Origin of the sequence: Pseudothermotoga thermarum DSM 5069 (assembly GCF_000217815.1) — a bacterium.
GTDB lineage: Bacteria > Thermotogota > Thermotogae > Thermotogales > DSM-5069 > Pseudothermotoga > Pseudothermotoga thermarum.
This window is the reverse complement of record NC_015707.1, coordinates 1807119-1832803: the sequence shown is the minus strand read 5'-3', so window position 1 is coordinate 1832803 and position 25685 is coordinate 1807119. Positions and strand designations below refer to the sequence as shown.

Here is a 25685-nt window from a genome sequence, read left to right as displayed (position 1 = left end):
CATGAAAGCACGAAAAAGATATGTTCTGTTCTTTCTCCTACCAGCTGTTTTGATGCTACTTACATTCGTTGTATATCCGGTTATAAGAACTGTAGTATACAGCTTTCTGGATCAAGACGGGAACTTTGTTGGATTGAAGAACTATGTACAAGTCATCCTCAGCCGTGAAATAATCGATACAAGGGGCTTTTCCAGGGGCTTTCCCCTGGGGGCCCTTTTGCACAATCTTTTGTGGATAGGTATACATCTACCGATGACCGTTGGAATAGGTTTACTTTTAGCGGTCTTACTCAGAAATGTGTACGGTGGAACCGTTATCAAAGCTGTTATCTTCCTCGGAATGGTTATGCCAATGATAGTCGGTGGTGTTATGATCAATTTCATTTTCGACAGAAACCTTGGAATTGTCAACGGTATTCTTAGTCTTTTTGGACTACCAACAAAAACTTGGACCGCTCATCCAGATAGCGCACTTCTATCGCTCATCTTTGGATCTGTTTGGCTATGGACTGGTTTTTCTGTTGTTCTTTACTCCGCAGGCCTTGAAACAATACCAAAAGACATCTACGAAGCTGCACAACTAGATGGAGCATCTTCTTTTACCATCTTTAGGAGAATAACAGTGCCTCTGTTAAGACCCATCACAGTGGTAGTTGCCACGATGACTTTGCTTTGGGAACTGAAGGTCTTCGATATAGTTTACGTTGCAACCATGGGCGGACCAGGCGGTGCCTCAAACGTCTTGGCATTGCAGATGTATGTTTACGCATTCAGAGCTTTTGATTTCAACAGAGCGGCTGTTGTTGCGGTTTTACTAGCCTTGTCCACTCTTGCCGCAAGCTTCGCTCTTCTCAAGTCTGTGAGGGATGAAACATGAAGAAAAAAATTATTTTGACTATGATCGCATGGATCATTGGGTTGATTTGGATTTTGCCTTTCGTTGGACTCTTGATGACAGCCACTCGCCCTATGAGTGAACTTATGAGAGGTTGGTGGCGATTTGATTCTTTCACGTTCACATGGAAAAATTTCGCCGGAGCTTGGAATCACCCAACCGCTTCCTTGAAGAACGGCGTGGTCAATTCCCTTATGGTTGCAGTACCTGCAACAGTAATTCCACTTCTGATAGCAACTATGGCAGGTTACGGATTTTCAAGATACAAATTCCGCTTTAAGAAAAGTCTTTTTGTGCTTGTTGTTATAACGCTTGCCTTACCACAGCAAACGATAGCTGTCCCAATCTTTCAAATGATGAACTTCCTTGGGTTAATTGACAGTTACCTTGGTTTGGTGATTGTTCATACAGCTTGGGGAATACCGTGGATAACCTTTTTCATGAGAAATTTCTTCTACACGGTACCAAAGGAAATGGAGGAAGCCGCAAGGATCGATGGAGCAAATGATATACAGACATTCTTCAGGATAATACTGCCAATTGCCCTACCGGCAATTGGTTCTGCGTGCGCTTTGCAGTTCACATGGGTTTGGAGCGATTTCTTCCTTGCGCTGATATTGGTTTACTCTCCAAACAAGCTGCTTGCAACACAACGAATACCTTTGATGCGTGGTGTTTACCACGTGGATTGGGGATTACTTGCATCGGCATCGATAATGGTCATGATAGTTCCGATAATCGTCTATTTGTTGCTGCAAAAATATTACATACGAGGCATGATCGGTTGGTCACTTAAGTGAAAGGGGGAAAAGTTGTGAAAGTGGTTTTAAAAGAAAGAAGTGTTGATGAATACAAACCTATCATCGGTGATCAAGTTGAAAAAATCAAGCAGTTGGCTGATCCTTTGAAAGGTTTAAGGATTGTCCATGTGAACGCAACTGCATTCGGTGGAGGAGTGGCTGAAATTCTTCAAAACCTTGTTCCTCTGATGAGATCTGTTGGTCTTGACGCTCAATGGCACGCGTTGGAAGCTCCAAACGACTTTTTCAACGTGACTAAGAAGTTTCACAACACGCTTCAGGGAGCTGAAATTGAAATTGCCGATACCGAATGGGATCTGTACGAAAAAGTTTGTGAACAAAATTCCCACATGGTAGAAGACAACTACGATGTGATTATTATTCACGATCCTCAGCCAGCTGCGATAAAAAAGTTTGCAAAAGTCAATTCTTCCACAAAGTGGATTTGGCGCTGCCATATCGACCTGTCCACACCAAATCAAGTAGTCTGGTCAAAATTCAGCAGTTACGTGAAAGATTACGACAGGTTGATATTCCACCTTTCAGAATATTTCCCGAAAGATCTTGCCTCAAAATGTGTGGCATTTCCACCGAGTATAGATCCCTTGAGCGACAAGAACAAAGAACTCGATAAAGATTTTTGCTTTAAAGTTCTCGAAAGGCTTGGCATAGATCCAACAAGACCTTTGATCACAGTTGTAGCACGGTTCGATCCCTGGAAAGATCTTTTCTCGGCGATAGACGTCTATAGAATAGTTAAGAAAACCATACCTGAGGTTCAACTTGCAATAGTTTCCGCAATGGCATCCGATGATCCGGAAGGTTGGATTTTCTTTGAAAGGGTTGCAAGGTATGCAGGAACCGACAAAGACATTCATTTCTGCACCAACTTGAACGGTGTGGGAAATTTGGAAGTCAACGCAATTCAAAGATCAACAACTGTGGCGCTTCATACTGCAACCAGAGAGGGCTTCGGATTGGTGATAAGTGAGGCTTTGTACAAGGAGGTTCCTGTTGTGGCAAGACCTGTTGGTGGAGTAAAGATCCAAATCAGACACGGTGAAACAGGATACCTTGCTTGGGATGTTGAAGAGCTTGCAAGGTATGTTGTAGAACTTGTAAAGGATGAAACAAAAAGAAAAACCATGGGTATTGCTGGTGGGAAAGATGTGATAGAAAAATTCATTATAACGGCTAATCTTACCAATTATCTGAAACTTTTAAATAGCATAATGTATTATCGATCTTGAGGTGGGATATCTTGCCTGCGCCGGCAATGAGAAAACAAAACAAGCAACAGGTACTTTTGACCATATTCAAGAAAAAAGAGTGCTCTAGGGAACAACTTGCTTTAGAGACGAAACTGTCTTTGAGTACTCTCAGTTATATTTTGAGAGAACTTACGGAAGAACAACTTGTAACAGCTATAACTCTCCCCAAATCTCGAGGTAGACCAATGCAACTGTACCGAATAAAGCCCGACGCATGGTTCTCCATAGGAGTAAAGGTTGGAAGAGAGGAAGTCAGGGGAACTCTTTTCAACGCTCTGATGCAAAATATTCACACTTACTCTGTCAGAATAATGGCAGAGATGAGAAACAACGCAGGTTATTCGAAGGCGATCAAAGAAGTGGTAGAAAACCTTATATGCGAAAAATTGTTGTGTGTGGGGATCTGTTCGAGTGGTATAGTTGATGAAAAAAGCATTATTGTTTCTCACTTGATGAATGTAAGAAACTTGAACGTAGCTGAATTATTATCCCAAATGAATATTGAAAATTTTGTTCTCATGAACGATGTTGATGCGTTAAGTTATGCCATATCTAACATAGGAGAAACAAATTTTCTTGTACTCACATATGGAACAGGAATAGGTGCAAGTTACTACAAATTTGGAAAGGCACAGCACATAGAAATCGGGCATTCAATTGTTTCAAAAACTGGAAAGTGTTACTGTGGACAAGTTGGCTGTTTAGAGTATCATGCGTCGGAATACGCCGTCTTAAAAGCATTCTTGAATAAGAACTTTTCATTCGAAGATTTCGCAGCCAACGAGGAAGAAAAATACCGAGATAAAATCAACGAACTTAGGGAACTTTCCAAAAGTGACTTTGAAAGGGTAAGAAGTTTTTACGAACCAGCTTTTCGTTTGCTTTCTTTAGTCATTGGTAACCTTTTGCTAATTTTAAAGCCATCGAAGGTTTTCTTTCTTGGAGAAGGTTTGACAAACGTTGAGATGATTAAACTGATGAAAAACCACGTTGAAACCAACTTCAACAAAGAATTCGTAAACTCCGTGGTTTTCGAAACAGCAAACGCAAACTGGGAATTTGGGGTAGCCTTGGCTGGTTTTCACAAGTTTTTGCACAAACTCGTACGATAGACAATTTCACTTACATAAAACTTTCAAAAGTTTTTTGAACCTTTCCGCCATGTCTTTGGCATCGTTCATCATTTGCTTTGCCACATCGATTTTTTTGTCAAGCAATTTCACCACCGCCAAAGCTACTTCCACTTCATCCTCTTTTAGATAGCCTTCGTACTTCGGCAAGTATTTCTTCATAAACCTGTTTGCTTTACTGTTGTTCAAACTTATAAATGGAATACCATAGTAGGCAGCCAACAAACTTGCGTGCATCCTTTGAGAAACAACCAACCTTGAAGAAAGCACGGCTTTTATTGGGTCTTCCACGTATTTCAAATTGTGTTTCGATGCAATTTGCAGTGAAACTTCCTCGTCCTCCTCGCTGAACGCCGTGATGACAACGTTTTCTTTGCCCACCTTTTCTTCAATCACGTTCACGAGATGACTCAAATCCATTGGTTTTTTTACGCAAAAACAAATCCAATTTGAGCTTGATTGAAAATCCGGATCAAAATCAAAGGCAAGGACGGCAAGATCAGTCCCTTGATAAACATTCTTTCCAACCATTCTTGCGTACCTATAGCTCACAGGATCTCTCGCAAAAACGTAAACTTTTCGGCTGGCCAGAAAACTTTTCACAAGAAACCTTGAACTTTTCCTTTTCAAAGGACCAAAGCTATTACCAAGTAGAATGACTGGTTTTCGAAGCAAGATTGAAAGAAAGACTATTGAAGAGTAATAAAGAAGACTTCTAAAACTTGTTTCGTCTTGAAAAATTCCTCCGCCGCCACAAACTACAACACTACTTTTTGTTATGGCTTTGATCACTGCAAAGGGTGAGAACCTATCCACAGGCTTTACCAATTTGCTTGTATAATCGTTTACTCTTTCTTTTGGAACAGCAAGATAAATCTTGTGAAATCCTGCTTCCTCAAGAAGTTTCAGCGTTGCCTTACACAAAAGTTCATCTCCAACGTTGCCGTAACCGTAATATCCAAAAACAAATGCCGTTTTCAAGGAAAAACCTTCCTTTTTGTAGAATTATCCAAACGAGATTATAACAGGGAGAAGGTTGGGATGATACAGAAAATCAACGACAACATAATTGTAATAGGCTTAGATGCGTCCTCCAATGTGACGATAGTCATCTTTCAAGAAGGAATAATAATTGTTGACACATCGCTTTTTCCGGAAAAGGCATCGAAAATAAGGCAGTTTGTTGAAAACACGATAAAAAAACCCATACTCTACGTTGTCAACACGCACTATCATCCTGATCATTGCTTTGGTAACGCAGCATTTGAAGATCTTCAAATAATTTCTTCAGCTCAAACTGCAAACAATATGACACTGATGGATCAGCATTACTTAGAAAATCTGCCAAAGATTGAAAAAATCGTCGTTCCACAAGTAACCTTCGTTGAAGAATGGATGGATAAACGCGTGCTGGTAAAACTAGTTGGTGGTCATACTCCAGATTCATCCATTGTTTATGTTCCATCACAAAAACTGTTAATAGCAGGGGATTTGATTTTCAACAATCTGCACGCAGAAATAGTGCCAGACAGCGATCTGAATCAATGGCTGCAAGTTCTTGAATCTTTGAAGAAGTACAAGATTCAATACGTTGTTCCTGGTCATGGACCAGTGTCAGGCGAGAGTTGCATTGAAGAAATGAAAAAATACCTTCTGAAGATATTGAGAATGATAGAAGGCAAGATCACTTACAAAGATCTTTTGAATGATCCAAATTTTGAAAAAAGAAAATTCCCAGAACTCTTTTCTTGGGCGATAGACAACTTACTCAAACAAAGGGTAAAATGAGCATCACCTTGTTCGAAAGAACCGATCCACAACGACTCCCAGTTTGAGATCTTCGAAGGTCAGCCTCACGAATTCCTCTTGGTTGTTTTCCGGAGTTATAACGATCTGCTTTATCAAACCTTTTTGAAAAAACAACTTGAGAACAACAGGTTCTTTTGCCTGCGCCGTAAAAGTGCTAGCAGGTTTAACCGTAACACAATTCTCTTCGATTTTCAAAACGGTAAGGGGTGTTTGAAGCATTTTGAAAAGCAGTTCAAACAAAGATACAAAGTTCGATATCGGCAGTTCAATGTTTTCCATACCAGCGTAATCCAACGATTCAAAATAAAGCCTCCTTGGCCTGCCATAGTACCAAAATTTCAGACCAAATAGTTCCACAGGATTTTTGATTTCCAAGTAGAAATCCTCGTGGTTTCTAACCACAAGATCCACTAGAAAATTAAGGGTATAACGTGTACCGTTCTGAAAAACTTGCGCGTCGATTTTCAAAGTAACTGCAAAATCTTTTACTCCAGCGACTTTCTCAGTAAAGTCCAATATAGGATTTGATAGCAAAACTGTGCTACACAACAAAAGCAACAAAAAAGTTTGAAGCTTCAAAGCCCGTTTGTCTCCCTTATCGAATACAATCTTTGCTTTGGACTGACTATTTCAGTTATTCTAACACCAAAACTTTCATCGATAACAACTACTTCTCCTCGAGCTATAAGCCTTCCGTTGACAAGTATATCAACGGGTTCTCCCGTTAATTTGTCAAGTTCTATCAAAGAGCCAACTCCCAACTCCAAAACCTGCTTTAAAGTGAGCCTGGCTCTTCCAAGTTCTACGACAACCTTCAGTGGGACATCGTAAAGCAGCTCGAGTTTACTTTGAAGTTCTGATGGTTCAGCAACAACTTTTTGTTTTGGTTCTTCAAAGCTTTGAAATTGAACAGGCTGAACCTTAACTTTTTCTTCCTGCTTTGGTTTTTTCTCCTCAGCCTTTGCATGAATGGTGTTGTAAATGTTCTTGAAGAACAAAAACGGCGCAAGGACAAAATAAGAAGACTTTGAACCATTTATGGTCAATCCACCGGAAGCGATGGTTAGAATCTCAGCCGGATTGAAGGTAAGCTTTGCCTGCTCTTGTTTTTTAACGATCGAAAGTTTTATGCTCTCAACGCTTATCTTCTTTTTAGTTTTGGTTGAAAGTTCTGTAACACCGGCACTGACTATTTGGTTGAAAGTCTCCTGCAAAGCACTCAGTCTAATTTCATCCAACTCACCAACCGCAGGTTCTTCTAAACCTCCCATCATCATGTTGGCAATCTTTATCCCAAGGCTTACGGGAATCAAAGTGGCAAAATCTCCTTTTATACCTTCTGCCAATTTTATCTCGGCTATAACCATTTCATCTGTAAGTTCCTTTAGAAAATCTTCAAGCGGTTTTTGAAAAACATTATCAATGGAAAAAGAAACATCCCTTCCTACAATGACTGACAAAGCCGAACTAGCCGCTCCCATGAATATATTCAAAACCTCTTTGACGCTATTAACATCTTCATCACTCAACTCACCCGATAAACTTTTCAAAAGCGCATCGAGTTCTTCTTGGCTTAAAAAATCACTGCTGTTCATGGAATTCCACCTCCTGGCTGATCAAGCCAGTTATTTTCACAGCCTTACGATCTTTGTACACACCAGGTTGTGCAGTGAACTTTGGTTTATCCTGCACATAAACTGTTATGTCATCGCCAACGTGCGTATCCAACCTTATAACATCTCCAACTTCAAGGTCTAAGATTTCTCCAACGTTTAAAATGGCTTGCCCCAAAACAGCAGAAACAGTTACTTTCATGTTCATAACGTTGGATTTCAGTTCTTTTGAAAACTCCCCGACCTTCTCTGGCCTTTTAGCTGCAAACCACATTCTGGATGTCAACTTATCCAAAAATGGCTCAACCAAAGAAGATGGCCAACAAATGTTTATGAATCCCTCTGTTTTACCAACAGTTGTAACCAAAGAAACAAGCAAAACCATCTCTGTCGCCGGCGCGATCTGAACGAACAACGGGTTGTTTTCTATACTCTCTATTGAAGGGGAAAAGTTATATATTTCACTCCACGCTTGCGCCAACGTTGTGAGCATGTTCATAACTTCTTTTCTCATGATGGATATCTCTATGTCCGAAGGGGTTCTCTTGACTGCTGGAATTCCTGGTCCACCCAAAATCAAATCAAGAATGGTGTAAAATAGCTCTAAATTCATCTCAAAAACTCCACTTCCGACAAACTCAGGTGCAGAGAAGACAACGATGAACGATGGGCTTGGCAAAGACCTTACAAACTCTTCATAAGGTACCTGATCTATTGAAGCAAGGGTGACATTTGCAAAAGTACGCACACGCCCTGACAAGTACGTCGACAAAGCCCTGGCAAAGTTTTCATGAATCATATCAAAAACTCTGATGTGTTCTTTTGAGAACTTGCTTGGGCGCTTAAAGTCGTACAGCTTTACTTTTTTCTTCTCTTCCTCTTTCTTTATTTCCTCAACAGATATTTGTCCAGATGCGACGGCTTGCAAAAGTCTATCTATTTCCTCTTGGCTCAAGATATCAGACACGCCATCACCCCTATTCAACAGAACTGATGGCTTTTATGTAAAGATAAACACCAATGACTCCAAGTCTTTCGCGATCTCCCGTAAATCCAGTAACCTCATTGATCATCGATCTTATTTGCTTTTTCAAAAGTTCAATGCCAGCGACAGTGTTTAGCTCTGACCTTTCTTTGCTCAAAAATATAAGCATCAAACCATCCATTATTCGATCGTGGCGTTCAGCTATCGTTGCTCGACATGCATCACTTGCAACTGTAACTGTAAGTGAATCTATCACCGCAACTTCTTTCCCACCCTTTAACATAAAGGTTTGATAAGTACCAGGTTGGATAATCACAGCTTTTATTTCAACAGGAACAGGTGTTAACTGTTGGTCGGTTTTCTTTGATGGCAAAACGTTGCTTCCAAGCACAAACAAGACAGCAAAAGTTGCTCCAAAGGCAACTACTGCCGGGATGATTATCATCCCCAAAATAGATCCCAAACCACCTTTTTTCTTTTCCTGTTGAACTTCATCAGGCATGCTATCACCTACTTTGCCTTTTCACGTTTTATAAGAATATCTATTCTTCTGTACAAAGCCCTAAGTTCACGAAGTTTTTCATCGAATTGTCTATCGAGTTTGTTCACTTCGCTGACGTATTGACTGTAAGTTATTTCGTTTCTGGATAATTTATCGGCCAAAGTTTGCTTTTCAAGTTCAATCGATTTTCTAAATGCCTCTATTTCATTTTTTATCGCCCAATCTCCCATTCCTATTGGAACAAACCTTTTTGGATCGTAAAAGTACTCTGGGTCAAACCTACCAGCCCTAATGTCAGCTAATCTTTCCACCGTTCTACGCCGCTTTAACTCCTCTGTAAAAAATTGTACAACACTTGCAGCCCTTGCAGCACTCAAATGCCAGTTTGAGGCATATATTGAATCAGGTGGAAGCGGTTGATCATCCGCATAACCGTATACCTGCAAGACATTTGTAGTATGTTCAATAATTATTCTTCCTATTTTTCCTAAAAGTTCTTTGGCTTCAACCGTTAAAATCGCGCTTCCAGGAACGAAAAAAGCCATGTCCTTCATTATGATAACTGTTCCTTCATCACGTTCTTCTATCGTTATTTTTCCCTTGTATTCCTCGGCTATCCTCATCAATTCTTCGTAAACTCCTCTTCTAGAAGTAACAAGCGGTTCCTCAGCCATTGATTTGCCACCAGTTAAAACACTTGGTGGCATACCGGTCAATGCTGTCCTTAAACCAACTACGATTTGTTGAAACTTACCAGGGCTTATCGTTGACATCGCAAATAAAAGCACAAAAAACGTCAAAAGCAGCGTCACCATGTCCGAATAAGTTGTCAACCAATTTGCTTTAGGTGCTTCCATGGCCTTCTTTTTTCTTGGCATTAAGTACGTGCCTCCTGAATAGCCAATTCATAAGCCTGTTTTTCCTCATTTGTTAAAAACGATTTCAACTTTTCTTCCAAAACCCTTGGATTTTCTCCTGCTTGAATTGACAAAACTCCTTCAAGAATCATTTGCTTTTGCCTCAATATCTTTGCGGCCCTTCTTCCTATTTTTTCAGCCATCGGTAAGAACACCGCGTTTGAAAGAAGCGAACCATAAAAGGTGGTTATCAAAGCAACGGACATTCCTGGCCCAAGGGTTTCTGGATTGTTAAGGGTTTTCAGCATTGCTATTAGACCTATCAAGGTTCCTATCATTCCGTAGGCAGGTGCAAAAGCTCCTGCTGAATCAAGCAAGGCTTTCTCGGCTGCAAAATCTTCCTCGATTAAATCCATCTCAGTTTCCATCATGTTCTTCAAAAGATCTGGATCGGTTCCGTCTATTACTAGTTGTAAAGCTTTTTTCATGAATGGATCTTCTATTTCATTCAAATGTTCTTCCAAAGAAAGCAAACCTTCCCTTCTTGCTTTTTCCGAGAAAGAAACAAGAGTTCTTATAAGGCCTATATTGTCAACTTTTAACTCTTTGAAAGTCGACATCATAATTTTGAATATCTTGAAGCTCTTTTCACGTGGGTGCGAAGCTATCGTCGAAGCTATAGCACCACCAACTGTTATGAACAAAGATGGCAAGTTGTAGTAGATCCCTAAGGAAGCTCTGTTTGAAATGATCCCAAACAGTATCATTCCAAAAGCCATTAGAACTCCTAACACTGTTGAAATATCCATGGAACCACCTGCCTACTGTCTTGGAAGATATTTCAAGATATCAAGAACAGGATATGCCTGTCTTTTGTATTCTATCACCTTTGAAATAACCTCTTCGACAGTTTCGCGAACTATGTACTTTCTTCCGTTAAAAAGTGTGATAGTTGTATCCGGCAAAGCTTCGATTGTTTCTATCATTTCAGCATTCAGCACAAAGGGCTTACCACGAAGGTTGGTAAGCCAAATCATACTTCAAATTACCTCCTCAACGCAACTACTTCTCCAAGAATTGTATCAGCCGTTGTTATAACTCTTGCGTTCGCTTGAAAGCCACGTTGAGCTATTATCATTCTTGCAAATTCCTCAGCCAAATCGACGTTGGACATCTCCAAAGCACCTGGTATCAAAGTTCCTCTGCCACCAGTTCCAGCCGCACCTATCAAATGTAAGCCACTGTTTGCCGATACAGTGTACAAAGAGTTTCCAACCTCAGTCAAACCAGCCGGGTTGTTGAAAATGGCAAGTGCAACTTGTCCAAGAATATCCGTCAAACCATTGCTGAAAGTTCCTATTATTTCACCATTTTCGTTGATCGCAAAAGACTGAAGATAGCCAAGCGGATTACCGTTTTGATAAACAAAAGATGCAGAACTTGAACCTGCAAACTGAGTCAAAGCCGTAAAATCAAGATTGATGGTTACAACACTATCACCCATATGATTAGCGTTAAACTGAATTGTGCGAAGTTCAACGTTTCCCAAGGTTAAATTTGATCCATCCCATTTTACTCCATACAAACTTTGAAGTCTGCCAGATTCGTTAAAGTTTATGATTCCTCCGACATAACCTGTATTATTACTTGCATCAATGTAAGTTATTGGCTCGCCACTTGCCGTGTAAGCTCTCCAAAGCCAAGCGTTTTTCATATCACCAAACTGGCCGATTCTTGTAAGTTCAAGATACAGCGTGTATGGATTTCCGAGTGAATCGTAAACTTGAACAGACGTAATGTACTTTGGGCTTTGATATTGAAGTACAGTCATGTTGGATGGATTATCCGATTCATAAAACCTTGGCTCACCTGCGGTGGGGATTGAAATCGTAGCATCCCCAGCGATGGTGATTTCATCTCCCGCACTTTCGTTACCAAAGATGACAAAGTATTCTTCTGTGTTAAGGATATCAGGATCTGAGATTGTGAAATTACCTCCTGTTACTGTTGTTAGACCTTCGTAAATGATCTCGCCATCAGAATTTTTGATTATGACATAATAATTTCCATCCTCAAAGCTCGACGTAAAATCACCTTCATCAATCTGTCCAGCGCTGGCTGGTGTCACTTTGAAAGCTGTTCCCGACCTTACGACCCTACCAAACTCGTTGAATTCAATGAATCCAACTTCTGTGAGTTGATTCTGTTCGTTTCTGAGCTCCCACGTATAGCTTTGTGTACTTCCGAATGGACCGTTTTGTCTCACAAAATCAGCGCTTGTTTTTTCGAAAGTAAACCTAACCGTGTAGTTCGTGTTTGTGGAGCTATCGGTAACCGTCATAGAAAACGGTAGCGGTCCAACATTTGACTGCAAATTACCAGCCAAAGCTGCTGCAGTTGTTGCTCTAGCTGGCATTGTCAAACCCGCACCTATCACGATATCACCTATCGGTTGGTTTGTGTCAACATACCTTTTTCCTGTCGTTGGATCTTGAACTGCTCTCCAACCTTGCACTTTCAAACCTGTTGAAGAGTGTATAAGCGTTCCGTTTGTGTCAACGTCAAATGCACCAGATCTTGTGTAAAAGTACTGAGTACCGTTGGATATCACAAAAAATCCGTCACCCTGAATGGCAAGGTCAAGGGTTCTTCCAGTGTTTTCAAATGATCCTTGTGTCATGATTTTGTCAACTGTGGCAAGCTGAGAACCAAGTCCTATTTGAATCGGATTTGTTCCACCAACGTTGTTCTGTGGACTTCTTGCAGCTTTCAAAGTTTGGGAAAGTGCCGTTTGAAATGTCACCCTTGAGCCTTTAAATCCAACGGTGTTGACATTTGAAATATTGTTACTCACAACATCAAGTGCGTATTGAAAGTTTCTCATTCCCGAAACACCACTGAACATCGAGCGCATCATACCAGTTCACCCCTCCTGAGCAATCTCGACAACCGATGCGAGCGGATATTCTTTACCATTGATGTAAACGTAAATCTGGTTGTTCTTAAACTTCACCGATTCAATTTTTCCACCATCCACACCACTTATAATTGTCTCTGAACCATCGGAATTGATCTTGTAAACGGCGTATTTGTAAGTTCCATCGGCTACAGGTAAGCCTGTGCTATCTCTTCCATCCCACTGGAACGCGTGGGTTCCCTTTTCAAGAACATTACTTGTCACTTCTTTGATAAGTTTTCCATTTGAATCGTAAATTCTAACAACTACTGGTGCGCTTTCGTCAAGTTCAAAGATTATACTTTCAGCAACGCCGTTGCTCACCGTTATTTCATCTGATTGAACGACAGCGTACTTGCCTATCAGAGAGGCTGCCTGCGCCTGAAGAGCTCCTTGTTGAAGTGTTAAGAATTTTTCAATGGATTTCGTCATGTTGGTTATCTGTTCAAGCGTTGAAAACTGTGCAAGTTGGGCTATGAAATCTTTGTTGTCCATCGGCTCAAGCGGGTTTTGGTTTTTAAGTTGGGTTATCAAAAGCAACAGGAACGCATCCTTATCCAGTGTGTTACTAGGTTTTCTAGTCGTTTGAGTTGGAAAGTACATTTGATTACTTATCGCGTTTATCATCGCTCATCACCTCACTTTCTTGCCATTTTCTTTGTCTTTGGTGATGGTGTTGTTCGTGTTGTTGATTTTGCTCTCTATCGTGCAAAGGTTGTTCTTGCTCAAACTTTGGAGTTGTTTTAACTTCAATTGATTCCACCTTGAACCCAACAGCTGAAAGTCTTGAGAGAAGATCTTTCGAACTTTTTTCCAAAAGCTCTTTTGCTTCATCGCTTGCAACTTTGAAAACAATGTTTAAGGTTTCACCTTGTTTTACAATTTGTATCTCAAGCCGTCCAAGGGACGGTGGACTGAGATCCACAAAGGCTTTCTCGATCGATGCGTTGTTCATCTGCCTTATCGTTTCAACTATTGTGGTAAGGTTGTCGACTTTTTGCTGCTGTTCAACTTTTGCCACGATGGTCTCCAAAGTTCTTGGAAGCTGACGAACTTCAACAATGGTTTGCTCGTTTTCATAAACCTTTTTTCCAATTTTTGCATCCGCTAGTTCTTTGGTTTTCTGAGTTTGTTCAAGTTTTGAATAGATTGGTTTCTCCTCAACCGTTGGTTTGTCTTTCTTAAGGTCTCTTGCTATTTCAAATTTCAGATTTTCTATCTTTATCGGTTCTGATACTTTCAAATTCTGCGGGATCTTTTTCTTCAAGTTTCTGTACTGGGAAAACTCGCTTTTGTATTCTTCAACACCTTTAGCCAGATTTCTTAGAACAATCTGAACCTGTTTTATGGTTATTGTCAGTTTTTCAGTCGACGCACTTTCGTTGGCTGTAACTTTTACTTCTTTGCGGTTTTCCACCATCCTTGAAGCTTGAAGATTTCTTGAACCTATTTCAACAACTTTCGCTTGATCGACAACCGTAAGCTCAATCTTGCTGGTTTCCACAGCATTTTTCAACGATGAAGTCAATGTATCTGGTTCTTTCTTTGACGATCTTTGCAGGTTACTCTGTACTTTTTCACTGACAAGGTTATTTTGATGCTTATCAAAAATACTTGAAGAAATTTTATCGTTCAAAGTTTCCTTCACAGGCAAAACGAATTCTTGAAAGTTTTGAACAGAATTTTTCTGCAAATTGGTTGATGCGTCCTCAAAGATCGCATTTTCCTGCTTTTTGTCAGAAATGTTTTTGTGTTCATTTGAAAGTAAAGTTTGTCCCTGCACCGAAAGTTTTGAATGCTCACTTATTGGTTTTTGTTCATGTGCTTGAACTTTGACAAAAGCGTTCAAAGATTTCAAAGTTTCTTCACCTGATGGCTTTGCTTGTTGGTTTTTCTCAACTTTGATGTTCACTTGATTTTGGCTTGAATTTACAACTTCTTGACGAGCCAAAAGATGGGCAACAAAGGTGTTTGAATCTTTTTGGTTCAAGTTGTTTTCAAAGGCAATTTCCTTGGTCAGTTGAACCTCCTTCTTTTCTGGTGTTTTTTGTACGGCCATGTCTTGGTTTGTTTGAATCAATTTGAAGTTGCCTTTTTTGTCTTCAACAATTTGGACTGTGTCTTCAAGGTGATTCAACGAATCGCTCTGTTGAACAAACTGCCCGTCCACCTTTTGAATGTCGAGTTTGCGTTCAGTTGGCGAAGATTGACTCGAAATTTTTTCGAAAGAGCTAATTTGGGGTTTTGAAGATGGTTGCTCTTGCTTTTCGTTTAAAACGGCTTGTTTGTCCACCTTTTGGATGCCAGACTTGAGATCAGCTGTCAATGGTAAACTTGAGACTTTTTTGAAAGATTCATTTTGAGACTTTAAAGGTATTTGATTTTGCTTGTCGTCTTTGCTCAACTTTTCAACTTGCGTTTTTGCAAAATCTGTTGTCAACAGTTGATCCTGTTCGTTATGCAATGTCTTTTTTTGCTGAGCAGGTTGCTCGTCTAAAACTGAAAGCTTTTGAAAGGCAACCTGTTGCCCGTTTGCTGAAAATTTGGCTTTAACTAGCTCTAGCACCACATGAAAAGGAAGTTTTTTCGACTTTGAAGTCGTATCTTGAACGTGATTTTCAGTTTTTTGAAGGTCCGCAACTTTTACAAAAATGTTCATGTTCACAAGCTCACACCCTTTACAACGAGTTTTTCAAACAGCTCAGGTTTTTGATCGCGTATCTGCTTTAAAAGCTCTTTGATTCTTTCAACAGGAAGTTGTGAGAATATAACCATGACCGATGTTTCGTCCAAAGAAAGGGTGTCGATCATCTTAAGAATTTGCTCGTCGCTCATGTTTCTAAGAACTTCAGAAAACAACTTTTTCAAAATTTCTGCCTCTATCAAAGCAGATTCCTGCCTTACAAGCTGTTGCCTTTTCTTTTCAAGGTTTGCGCTGAGTGTGGTCAAATCGTTTACAATTTTTTCAACACTTCCAATTTCGTTGATAACATCCGCTGCTTTGGCTGGGTCAATTCTTCCAAGCTCAGCGATGATGTCTGATCTTGTTGCTGCATCAAGTGCTAACAGTGCCGTTGCTATAGAAGTAGCTGAAAGATTCTCGCTCGCCAAAACGTTTGCTATATTTGCCGGATCAGCTTCTTTAAGTGTTTCGCTTATCTTCTTTATGTCCTCAGGCATTCTCAGCCTTTGAAGCAAAATATCAAGCTCTAAATTTTTCTCTTCCCAAGATTTTCTGAGTTCCAAAACAGCTTTTCTTGAAAGTTCCAAAGTTTGAAAATCCAAAACCAGTTGCTGTGATTTGGCATTTATTTCAGCCAAAAGCTGTTGGACTCTTTCAAGTGTGGCTTGGGCGCTTTCTTCAAAGTATTGTCCAACGGTCAAGATTTTCAAAGGCTCATATTTGACAAAACGATTAACGTATGGAGTGTTCGAAAGCAGATATGAAATATAACTTCTCCAACCTTCAAAAGGTTGGACGTTTATGCCCTTCAACCTGTTGTATTCAAAGATGAAATAACCGTAGACCAATATCGTAAAACCTATGAACAAGGCTATCAAAAATGCTTTGAAAAATCCTTTCAAGCCTCTTCTTTTTTCCTTTTGCTCAGCCAGAGTCCTATTCCTCCTGAATAATTTTTCAACGGTAAGCTTGGTTTATCCTAGACTGTGATTTGTATAATTTTCCTGGTGATGAAACGATGATTAGAGTGTTAGATCTTGGTTCGAATTCCTTTATAGTATTGGTCTTGGATGGAGAAAAAGTTTTGTTTGAAAAAGTCTATGAAGTTGGATTGAAATCACTCATGAAAGACCAAGAAAAAGCTTTCGAAATCGCAAAGCAAACGCTTTCAAAAGCTTTGAATGAATCGAATTTTTCATGCCCAACTTATGCTTTCGGAACATCGGTTTTTAGGGAAAATCCAGACTTCTTCCATTCCTTGGTCAAAGAGTTTGGTATAATCGGTTATATCCTTTCAGAAGAAGAGGAAGCCATGTACTCATACATGTCGATAGACCCAAATTTTGAGATGGATATAACGGTGGTTGACCTTGGTGGGGGAAGTCTAGAAATAGTAAGAAAAAATACCTTCAAAAGTTATCCGCTTGGAACACATGTTTTGAACAGTCTCTTTGATCTAACCTTGCCGGGGGCAAAAGATTTTGAGAAAGCCGTATTTTATGTGAAAGAACAAATCTCTCAAGACCTTGGAAAAGTTTACACAGTCGGTGGCTCGTTTGTGGCAATTGCGGCTTTTAAGAAAGGACGTTGGGACTTAAAAAGCTTGGATGGAGAAACCATCACACAAAAGGATGTTTTGAATGTTTTTGAAAAGGTGAAAAACAAAAGTCTTGAAGAAATAAAGAGTATGCAGATTATTCCACAAGGAAGAGAAAGAACGTTGGTCGCAGGTTTAGTCGTGGCTTTCGTAATATGCGAACTTTCAAAAGAAGTTATCGTTTCAACAAAAGGGTACAGACATGCGGTGGCAAGAATGCTAGAAAAAACAGGAAGACTAACGCAACCTTGGCGTGCCCGGGGAGATTTGAACTCCCGACCTCCAGATCCGCAGTCTGGCGCTCTATCCAGCTGAGCTACGGGCACGAGCTGGCGGAGAGGGAGGGATTCGAACCCTCGGTGGAGGAAAATACCCTCCACACTTGCTTAGCAGGCAAGCGCCTTCGACCACTCGGCCACCTCTCCACTTTCATCCAAACCAATTTTCATTATAATACACCAAGCCAAAAAATCAAGAGAAAAAACAAAAGAATACTAGAATACTTTTTATTCGTACAAAATACATCTTATTAACCTGTTGGAGAATTTTTTCAACTCAACATAGTTCTTACATCTTTCTTGCCTATATTTACACCTTGGTTCAAACGGACAACCGGGCGGAGGCTCTATCAAACTTGGTGGTTCACCAAGATTTCCAATTTTACTTCTTGGTGATTTCGGATCTGGAAATGCTTTCAACAACAACTGAGTGTACGGATGTAAAGGATTGCTAACTAGCTCTTTTGCATCACCCTCTTCCAAAACCATTCCGGCATACATAACCATTATTTTGTCCGAAATGTACCTTGCTGAAGCTAAATCGTGCGTTACATGAATGAAGGCTATTCCGTGTTCTTCCCGGAGTTTGAGTATGAGATTTAAGATACTTGATTTTATAGAAACATCCAGCATAGAGGTCGGCTCGTCAGCAAGAATTATTTTTGGCCTTGTGATTATCGAGCGGGCAAACGCTACTCTTTGTCTTTGCCCGCCGGAAAGTTCATGTGGATACTTGTTTAAAAAAAGTTCTGGTGGAAGGAGCTCAACATCTTGCAAAGCTTCTTCGATTCTTCTTAGAATTTCCCTTTCTTCTTTTATCCCGTAAATTTTAAGAGGCCTTTCCAATATGTATTTAACCTTTTTGACAGGGTTCAAAGATGAAAAAGGATCTTGGAAAACTATTTGAACCTTTCTTCTAAAATCCAGCTCTTCTTTCCTTTTGAATTTCTTTGGTAAAGATGATCCAAATAAAACTATTTCTCCTTCATCTTCACTGTACAGGCGTCCAATTACTCTTAAAAGGGTAGTTTTACCGGAACCGCTTTCGCCAACTATTGAAACTATCTCTCTTTCCGAAAGAGTTAAATCCACACCTCTAAGTACTTTCACTTTGAATGTCTTAAATCCTTTGCGTATGGTGAAAGTCTTTTTAAGTCCTTTTACTTCGAGTATAGATGGCATCTAACCCACCTACCACTTTCCGAAACCAAAGTCACCTGAGGATGTAATTTTTCACACCTTTCAAAGGCATATTCGCATCTGTCTACAAAAGAACAACCGACTATTTCCTTCGATAAATCCGGTGGTCTACCAGGTATGCTCTTGTACTCTTTTAATTCTCCAGAAATACTTGGAATAGCCTGCAAAAGAGCTTTTGTATAAGGATGTTTAGGGTCATCAAAAACTTCTCGCGATTGACCATATTCAACTATTTCTCCGGCGTACATTATTGCAATATGTTTTGTGATTTCGAAAAGAAGAGATATATCGTGAGTTATTAGTATAGCCGAAAATCCAATCTTCTCAAAAAGTTCTTGAAATTCTTCGATTATTGATCTTTGAACGATAACATCCAGAGCTGTTGTCGGTTCATCCAGCACTATCAATTTTGGTGCAAAAAGTAAAGCCATCGCTATTACAACTCTTTGACGCATACCACCTGAAAGCTGGTGTGGATAGGAATTTAAAAATTTTGGATCTATGTTCACCAATCTCATAACTTCAAACAACCTTTTATTTGCCTTTTCCAAGTCTTTCTCCTTGCTGTGTTCAAGGTAAACATCAAGAAGTTGATCTTTGATTTTAAGTACAGGATTAAGGGAATTCATAGAACTTTGTGTAACAAGCGAGAACTCGCCCCATCTTTTTTGTCTTAATTCTTCTTCGGATAATTCAAATAAATCTACTCCGTCGAATATCACCTGTCCTGATATTACTTTTCCTGGCGGTTTAAGAAGCCTTAATATGGCTAAAGCCAGAGTCGATTTACCACAACCGGACTCACCTGCTATTCCTAAAAAATCATTTTTGTAAAGTTTAAAGGAACAATCACGAACTGCATGATAAAACTTTTTCCCCTTAAAATATCCCGCATCCAAATTTCGAACTTCGAGTAACACTTTGTTGAACATTTCATCACCTCAAGACTTACGCAATCTTGGATTAGTCATCTCGTCGACATAGAAGTTCAACAGGGCAAAGGCTGTTCCAAGGCTTGCTATAGCGGCACCAGGTGCAAGAACCCAATACCACATGCCGTTTAAAAGCGCATTGGCAGACTGAGCCCAATAAAGCATCGTTCCCCATGTTATTTTGCTTACATCACTTAATCCAAGGAATGACAAGGAAGCTTCCCCTAGGATTCCATACAAAACCGCAGAGAAAAAGTTCGCTGCCAGCAAGGAAAGCATATTTGGAAGCATTTCAAAAAACATTATTCTCCAATCGCTTTCACCTGTTGCTTTTAGTGCCGCAACAAAATCTCTGTTCTTCAAGGAAAGAACCTGAGATCTTATAATTCTTGCTCCTCCACCCCAACTTGTTAGAGCTATAACCAATATGACCACAAGTGGCCCACGTACTCTAACATAAGCCGATATAACTATCATCAACGGAAGTCTCGGTATAACTAGAAACACATCTGTCAACGTGGAGAGAATCCTATCAACAATTCCTCCGTAATACCCCGCCATCATACCAATCATTGTGGAAAGAAAAGTCATGAGTGCTCCAACTGAGATTCCTATCAGTATCGACAATCTTGAACCATGTATGAGTTGTGAAAATATATCTCTTCCAAGCCTATCCGTTCCAAGCCAATGCTCTTTCGAAGGGGGTTGATAGGGTAAATCCACAATTTCTCTTGGATCAAAAGGAGCTATAAAATCCGCAAAAATGGCAACAATTAAGTGTATTATCAGTATCGCTATTGCAACGTAGAGTTTTTTCATAACTATTTACCCTCCAAGTTATACCCTTACTCTTGGATCAAGGAAACCGTACGTAAGGTCAACCACTAAGTTTGCAGTTAAAACTGCTACGGAAATTATCAAAAAAAGCGCTTGAATCAACGGGTAATCTTGGCTTATAACAGCTCTGTACAAAGTGAATCCTATTCCAGGATAGGAGAAAACTATTTCTGTCAAAAGTGCACCACTAACCACAAAACCTAAAGATAAACCGAAAGCCGTGAAGCTTGGCAATATGGCATTTCTAGCGGCATATCTGAAGAGGATATCCCTTTTCTTCAAACCTTTAGCTTCGGCAAGGAGTACAAAATCTTCTGAAAGGACTGCAACCATATTGTTTCTCATCGTGAGTATCCAACCACCTAAGGAGGCTATGATTAGTGTTATACTTGGTAAAAAACCATGATAAAGTACATTCCTTAGGAACTGAAATCCTTCCAAGATTTGCCTTGTTGAATAAGCTCCTGAGATTGGAAACCATTTTAGCTTAAAGCCAAAAACGTACACCATAAGCATGGCTAGCCAAAAATACGGTATAGATCTCAAAAGTATTGAGATCATTAAAAGACTTATTCCAGAAACTTTTTCACGATTCCAACCTGCGTAAACGCCAAGAAAAGTGCCTATTATGAAGCTTATTATCGTTGATATACCAACAAGACCTATGGTCCAAGGTAAAGCAGTTGATATCACTTTTTCCACCTTGATAGGGTAATAAACGTAAGAGATTCCAAAATTTCCAGTGAAAGTGTTTTTCAGGTATTCAAAATACTGCTTGAGCAAAGGCTTATCAGTCTCTATTCCTAGGGCTATTTTCATAGCTGCAATGGCATTTGGATCAGCTTCATATCTTGAAAGGATTCTTTCAGCGGGATCACCTGGCATCAACCTTGGGATTAAGAAGTTTAACGTAACAGCCACAAACAATGTAAAAAGGTAGAACAACATCCTTTGAAGGAAATATTTCACAACAATCCTCCCCTTGTTAAACCCTCAGCCCACGCGGGCTGAGGGTGACGAGAGAGAAATTAACAATCATTTCTTCGGGGTTAATCTCATGATAATATATATCTTATCCATTCCGGTTGTTCTTGGTTCTACAAATGGATTATTTTCGTTGGGCCATCCTGTGAAATTCTTTTCAGAGTAGATAAACCAAACAGGATTGTAGAACAAAGGTACGGCTGGAACGTTATCGAGAATTATTTCCTGCAGTCGGCTCATTATGACTTTCCTTGTTTCAAGGTCGTCTGTAAGTTTTATCTTAGCGAGTAATTCATCTGTTTCCTTATCGATCCATCCGCCTCTGTTGCTGCCCCTATAAGCATTCGAAGAATTCATAAAGTTGTCGTAAAAGATGTATGGGTTTGCACCATAATTTGCCCAGCTTAAAGCTACGTCGTAATTTTTATTTCTGATCATATCAAGATATTGGCCAAAATCAACAGGAGTGGTTTTGAATTCTACACCGATCTTTTTGAGCTGCTGGGAAATAAGTTCACAAACGGCAATCCAGTCCGTCCAACCAGCTGGTACTATAATTTCGTAGGATAATTTCTTTCCATCCCTTTCATAAATACCATCTTTACCCTTCCTGTATCCAATTTGCTCAAGTATTTTCGCAACTTCTTGAGGATTGTAAGACCACCATTTGCTTTTGAGCTTTTCATCGATTAAATATGAGTAACCATCTTTGATCCCAACTGGATTTATCTTAACGGCATAATTTGTCATAGCTATCTTGATCAACTGATCTGTATCAATAGCATACGCTATTGCTTTTCTGAACCTTGGATCATTGAATGGTTCTCTTTCGAGGTTGAAGAACACAAAAACAGGGTTACCACCAACGAACCAGAATTTTATATCTGGATTTGGAATTTTTTCAATACGAGGATAATTTATACCAGCCCAATCGATTTCACCATTGGCGACTGCAAGCTGAGCTGATTCATTTCCACTGAAAGCAGGAACTCTGATTCTTTCAACTTTAATTTTTTCAGCTTGCCAATAATTGGGATTTTTTCTCAAGACAAAAACCTGGGGTGTAAAGCTTTCCAAAAGATACGCGCCAGTTCCAACTGGTTCCTCATTTGCGAACTTTGAAGGATCTTCAATTTTTTCCCAAATATGCTTTGGAACGATGTAAACACCGAACAAGTTGTACAAGAACAATGTGTTAACATCGGAAAGGACAAATTTTACCGTCTTGTTGTCGACTTTTTCCACAGTTGTCAAACCTGCTCGCCAAACACCTGTGACGTCCAAGGCTGGAAATTTTTTCAACATTTCAAAGGTGAAAACAACATCATCTACTGAGAATGGTGTTCCATCCGACCATTTGACATTCTGCCTAATTTCCAATGTCAAAGTTTTGAAATCTTCACTCCACTTATAGTTCGTCGCAAGCCATGGAACAAGATCACCTGTGTAATTGTTGACATAATACAATGTTTCGTAAATGAAGCCGGCTGCAGCATAGTTAGGACCAGGACCTGTTGAGAGATAAGGGTTGAAATTCCTCGGATGTGGACCTGTTACCGATAGTATCATCGTGAGTTCACTAGCCAGCACCACAACGATGCCCAGCAACCACAGCAACACTACTAACCATTTTTTGAAGAATAATATAATTATAGCATCTATACCATATATGTGGCAACTCAGTCAAGTGAAATAAAATGAAATAAAAAATACCGCCGGCATACGCTAGCCGGCGGTATTGATGTTAAATTTTCGTCAACCTTGCATTTTCGTCAAATATTCCTTCAATGCTTTGACTGCTTCTGCTATCTTGGAAAGATCTTTACCACCTGCCTGGGCCATGTCAGGTCTGCCGCCACCGCCACCCCCAAGAGTTGCCGCAACGATCTTTGCAAGCTCTCCTGCTTTTACACGACTTGTCAGATCAGATGAAACCCTGATAACGCAGTTGACCTTTTCTCCATCTGTCGAGAACAAAGCCACAATCGAATTTGACTTTCCACCTATGGCAACGTCTGAAAGATTTCTCAGGGTGTTCGGCTCGACATTTTGGAAAACAGTGTGGAAAAGTTCGATGTTCAAAATCTTTTCTCCTACCAAGGCTTTAACTTGCATCGACAAAAGTTTTTCTTTTAGTTGTTCAAGCTGTTTGGAAAGTTCTTGTTGCTTTTCCAAAATCTGTGAAACCCTTTGCAAAATTTCCTGCTCTGAACATCCCAAGATCTTTGTAAGTTCTTTAACGACGAATTCTTTACTTCTCAAATACTCCAAGGCCTTCCTTCCAGTGACAGCCTCTATCCTTCTAACACCTGCGGATATAGCACTTTCAGAAACTATTTTGAACAAACCTATGTTTCCAGTGTTCGAAACATGAGTACCTCCACAAAGCTCTTCACTGAAATTTGGAACTTTCACAACTCGCACAAATTCTCCGTATTTCTCACCGAAAAGCGCTATGGCACCTTCTGCAACGGCTTCTTTGAAAGGTTTTTCTTCGACTATAACCGGTATTGCATTCATGATGGCTTCGTTCACTAGATTTTCCACTTGTTGCAATTCTTCCTCTTTTAATGCTTGATAGTGTGTAAAATCAAACCTTAATCTATCTGGTGCCACCAAGGAACCGAACTGTCTTACGTGCGTTCCCAAAACCTTTCTCAAAGCTGCATGTAGCAAATGCGTTGCGGTGTGATTTCTCATCGTATCAAGTCTTCTTTCAACATCGATTTTCAAGGTGCAAACCAAATCTGGTTTCAAAGTGCCTTTTTTAACCGTTACGACATGGGAAACAACTCCTTCAACTGGCACATAAACGTACTCAACCTCGGCTTGACCATCTTGCCAAACTATCACACCAGTGTCGCTAACTTGTCCACCTTTTTCAGCGTAGAAAACCGTTTGATCAAAAACAACTTCCGCCTTTTGCTCTTCACTGGCCACCGGTGGATCCATCGCAACAACTTTGGCTTGACATTCAAATTTTTCATAACCCAAAAACTTTGTCTGAATGGTTTTGGCAAGATCTTCAAAGACAGTCTTTTTAGCGTAAGCAACTTCTCCTCTGGCTTCACGTGCCCTTTCTCTTTGAGCTTGCATCAACTTTTCAAAGCCTTCCAAATCGACTTTCAAACCTTTTTCCTTCGCAACGTCGATGACTATGTCAGGTGGAAAGCCGTAGGTATCGTATAATCTGAAAAGATCTTCACCGGATATAACATCTTTGGATTTCGCAATAATCTCTTTTAAAAGTTCGCTGCCTTGAACTATCGTTTTGAAAAATCTTTCTTCCTCAGCTTTTGTAACCTCCAAGATGAGTTGCCTTCTTTCTGCCAGCTCCGGATAAACGTCCTTCATGGCTTCGATAACAGCATCGTTCACCAAATACAAAAACGTTTTTTCCAACCCAAGCAAAACCCCATGTCTCACTGCTCTGCGTAGGATTCTTCTAAGCACATACCCTCTTTCCTCGTTCGACGGGAAAACACCATCGGCTATCAAAAAACTCACAGCTCGCGAATGGTCGGCTATAACGCGCATGGAAATATCTTTCTGCGGGTCTTGCTTGTATTTAACACCTGAGATTTCCTCAATCCTAGACATTATTGGTGCAAAAAGATCTGTTTCAAAGTTACTTGAAACACCTTGAACAACCGCTGTGACCCTTTCCAAACCAGCACCGGTATCTATGTTCTTTTTCGGAAGTGGGTGAAGCTTGCCTTCCTCATCTTGGTAAAATTCAGTGAAAACAAGGTTCCATATTTCGAGAAATCTTTTATCGTCGGTGGCAGGTGTGCTTTCTTCTTCACCGCGTTCATCTGCAGCACCTGTATCGTAATGAATTTCTGAACAGGGACCACACGGACCTGTCGGACCTGCCGGACCCCAGAAGTTGGTATCTTTACCCATGCGAATTATCTTTTTCTCAGGAACACCTACAAGATCTCTCCATATCATGAAAGCCTCATCGTCATCTTTGTAAATCGTCACCCAAAGTTTTTCTTCTGGAAGTTTCAAGACCTTCGTCACAAACTCCCAAGCCCACAAAATTGCCTCTTTTTTGAAATAATCGCCAAAGGAAAAGTTTCCAAGCATTTCAAAAAAAGTGTGATGCCTTGGTGTTCTTCCCACGTTTTCTATGTCGTTGGTCCTTAGACACTTTTGGCACGTTGCAACCCTTGTGTAGACAGGCTCAACCTTTCCCCAAAAGATCGGTTTGAACGGCACCATTCCTGCAACCGTGAACAAAAGCTGTGGATCATCCGGTATCAGGGATGCACTTGGAAGAACTTTGTGACCTTTTGATTCAAAAAAAGCGAGAAACTGTTTTCTTATTTCGTTACCTGTCACCTCTTACCA

General features: G+C 40.1%; 23 protein-coding genes, 2 tRNA genes and 1 pseudogene. 6 read left to right on the top strand and 20 right to left on the bottom strand.

What is annotated here, in order from left to right; all coding sequences use genetic code 11:
* The first annotated feature begins 1 nt into the window (after position 1).
* The 4 genes from THETH_RS09100 to THETH_RS09085 are packed head-to-tail and all read left to right on the top strand — an operon-like array spanning position 2 to position 4078.
* Positions 2-877 (top strand): carbohydrate ABC transporter permease, encoded by an 876-nt coding sequence (locus THETH_RS09100; RefSeq protein ID WP_211205266.1) that lies wholly within the window; start codon positions 2-4, stop codon positions 875-877.
* Positions 874-1695: a carbohydrate ABC transporter permease gene (locus tag THETH_RS09095; RefSeq protein ID WP_013933058.1), complete on the top strand. Its 822-nt coding sequence runs from the start codon at positions 874-876 to the stop codon at positions 1693-1695. Before THETH_RS09100 ends, THETH_RS09095 begins: the two co-directional genes overlap by 4 nt.
* 14 nt (positions 1696-1709) lie before the next feature.
* Positions 1710-2945 carry a glycosyltransferase gene (locus THETH_RS09090; protein ID WP_013933057.1) on the top strand — a complete coding sequence of 412 codons (1236 nt, stop codon included), beginning with the start codon at positions 1710-1712 and terminating at the stop codon, positions 2943-2945.
* A gap of 11 nt (positions 2946-2956) precedes the next feature.
* Positions 2957-4078, top strand: a complete 1122-nt coding sequence (locus tag THETH_RS09085; protein ID WP_013933056.1) for an ROK family transcriptional regulator — start codon at positions 2957-2959, stop codon at positions 4076-4078.
* Positions 4079-4084: 6 nt separating this feature from the next.
* Here the strand turns inward: THETH_RS09085 and THETH_RS09080 are convergent, their stop codons facing one another.
* Positions 4085-5077, bottom strand: a complete 993-nt coding sequence (locus THETH_RS09080; protein ID WP_013933055.1) for a polysaccharide pyruvyl transferase family protein — start codon at positions 5075-5077, stop codon at positions 4085-4087.
* 60 nt (positions 5078-5137) lie between these two features.
* Here THETH_RS09080 and THETH_RS09075 point away from each other — a divergent pair, with 60 nt between their 5' ends.
* Positions 5138-5884, top strand: coding sequence for an MBL fold metallo-hydrolase (locus tag THETH_RS09075; RefSeq protein ID WP_013933054.1), 747 nt, complete (start codon positions 5138-5140; stop codon positions 5882-5884).
* 3 nt (positions 5885-5887) lie between these two features.
* Here THETH_RS09075 and THETH_RS09070 read toward each other — a convergent pair whose 3' ends face one another.
* The 11 genes from THETH_RS09070 to THETH_RS09020 are packed head-to-tail and all read right to left on the bottom strand — an operon-like array spanning position 5888 to position 16403.
* Positions 5888-6484 (bottom strand): hypothetical protein, encoded by a 597-nt coding sequence (locus THETH_RS09070; protein WP_013933053.1) that lies wholly within the window; start codon positions 6482-6484, stop codon positions 5888-5890.
* Positions 6481-7500, bottom strand: coding sequence for a flagellar motor switch protein FliN (gene fliN / locus THETH_RS09065; RefSeq protein ID WP_013933052.1), 1020 nt, complete (start codon positions 7498-7500; stop codon positions 6481-6483). Before fliN ends, THETH_RS09070 begins: the two co-directional genes overlap by 4 nt.
* Positions 7487-8485 (bottom strand): flagellar motor switch protein FliM, encoded by a 999-nt coding sequence (gene fliM, locus THETH_RS09060; protein ID WP_013933051.1) that lies wholly within the window; start codon positions 8483-8485, stop codon positions 7487-7489. The genes fliN and fliM overlap by 14 nt, the downstream gene beginning before the upstream one ends.
* A 10-nt stretch (positions 8486-8495) precedes the next feature.
* Positions 8496-9005, bottom strand: a complete 510-nt coding sequence (locus THETH_RS09055) for a flagellar basal body-associated FliL family protein (RefSeq protein WP_013933050.1) — start codon at positions 9003-9005, stop codon at positions 8496-8498.
* An 8-nt stretch (positions 9006-9013) separates the two neighbouring features.
* A complete protein-coding gene (locus tag THETH_RS09050) occupies positions 9014-9883 on the bottom strand; it encodes a flagellar motor protein MotB (protein WP_013933049.1) in 870 nt (289 codons plus the stop codon).
* On the bottom strand, positions 9883-10671 hold the full coding sequence (locus THETH_RS09045; RefSeq protein ID WP_013933048.1) for a motility protein A: 789 nt from the start codon (positions 10669-10671) through the stop codon (positions 9883-9885). Before THETH_RS09045 ends, THETH_RS09050 begins: the two co-directional genes overlap by 1 nt.
* A gap of 12 nt (positions 10672-10683) precedes the next feature.
* The gene (locus THETH_RS09040) at positions 10684-10899 is read right to left on the bottom strand and encodes a flagellar FlbD family protein (protein ID WP_013933047.1); all 216 of its coding nucleotides are present in this window, start codon (positions 10897-10899) and stop codon (positions 10684-10686) included.
* Positions 10900-10907: 8 nt separating this feature from the next.
* Complete coding sequence (locus tag THETH_RS09035; RefSeq protein ID WP_013933046.1) at positions 10908-12779, bottom strand: flagellar hook protein FlgE; 1872 nt, start codon at positions 12777-12779, stop codon at positions 10908-10910.
* A gap of 6 nt (positions 12780-12785) precedes the next feature.
* Entirely contained in the window at positions 12786-13445 is a 660-nt protein-coding gene (locus THETH_RS09030) for a flagellar hook assembly protein FlgD (protein WP_013933045.1), read from the bottom strand.
* Complete coding sequence (locus THETH_RS09025; RefSeq protein WP_013933044.1) at positions 13426-15477, bottom strand: flagellar hook-length control protein FliK; 2052 nt, start codon at positions 15475-15477, stop codon at positions 13426-13428. The genes THETH_RS09030 and THETH_RS09025 overlap by 20 nt, the downstream gene beginning before the upstream one ends.
* A gap of 2 nt (positions 15478-15479) precedes the next feature.
* Positions 15480-16403 (bottom strand): magnesium transporter, encoded by a 924-nt coding sequence (locus tag THETH_RS09020; RefSeq protein WP_013933043.1) that lies wholly within the window; start codon positions 16401-16403, stop codon positions 15480-15482.
* Between the two features lie 116 nt (positions 16404-16519).
* Here THETH_RS09020 and THETH_RS11115 point away from each other — a divergent pair.
* Positions 16520-17296 (top strand): annotated as a pseudogene (locus THETH_RS11115) (Ppx/GppA phosphatase family protein); the annotation flags it as partial.
* Positions 17297-17347: 51 nt separating this feature from the next.
* Here THETH_RS11115 and THETH_RS09010 read toward each other — a convergent pair.
* The 8 genes from THETH_RS09010 to alaS form a co-directional block, all read right to left on the bottom strand.
* Positions 17348-17424: transfer RNA gene (locus tag THETH_RS09010), tRNA-Arg, on the bottom strand.
* Positions 17425-17428: 4 nt separating this feature from the next.
* A tRNA-Ser gene (locus tag THETH_RS09005) sits at positions 17429-17523 on the bottom strand.
* Between the two features lie 81 nt (positions 17524-17604).
* Entirely contained in the window at positions 17605-18558 is a 954-nt protein-coding gene (locus THETH_RS09000) for an ABC transporter ATP-binding protein (RefSeq protein ID WP_013933041.1), read from the bottom strand.
* Positions 18537-19508 (bottom strand): ABC transporter ATP-binding protein, encoded by a 972-nt coding sequence (locus THETH_RS08995; RefSeq protein WP_013933040.1) that lies wholly within the window; start codon positions 19506-19508, stop codon positions 18537-18539. Before THETH_RS08995 ends, THETH_RS09000 begins: the two co-directional genes overlap by 22 nt.
* A 9-nt stretch (positions 19509-19517) precedes the next feature.
* A complete protein-coding gene (locus THETH_RS08990; RefSeq protein WP_013933039.1) occupies positions 19518-20327 on the bottom strand; it encodes an ABC transporter permease in 810 nt (269 codons plus the stop codon).
* Positions 20328-20345: 18 nt separating this feature from the next.
* A complete protein-coding gene (locus tag THETH_RS08985) occupies positions 20346-21314 on the bottom strand; it encodes an ABC transporter permease (RefSeq protein ID WP_013933038.1) in 969 nt (322 codons plus the stop codon).
* A 66-nt stretch (positions 21315-21380) separates the two neighbouring features.
* Entirely contained in the window at positions 21381-22949 is a 1569-nt protein-coding gene (locus tag THETH_RS08980; RefSeq protein ID WP_013933037.1) for an ABC transporter substrate-binding protein, read from the bottom strand.
* A gap of 135 nt (positions 22950-23084) precedes the next feature.
* Complete coding sequence (alaS, locus tag THETH_RS08975; protein ID WP_013933036.1) at positions 23085-25676, bottom strand: alanine--tRNA ligase; 2592 nt, start codon at positions 25674-25676, stop codon at positions 23085-23087.
* Between the last annotated feature and the right edge of the window lie 9 nt (positions 25677-25685).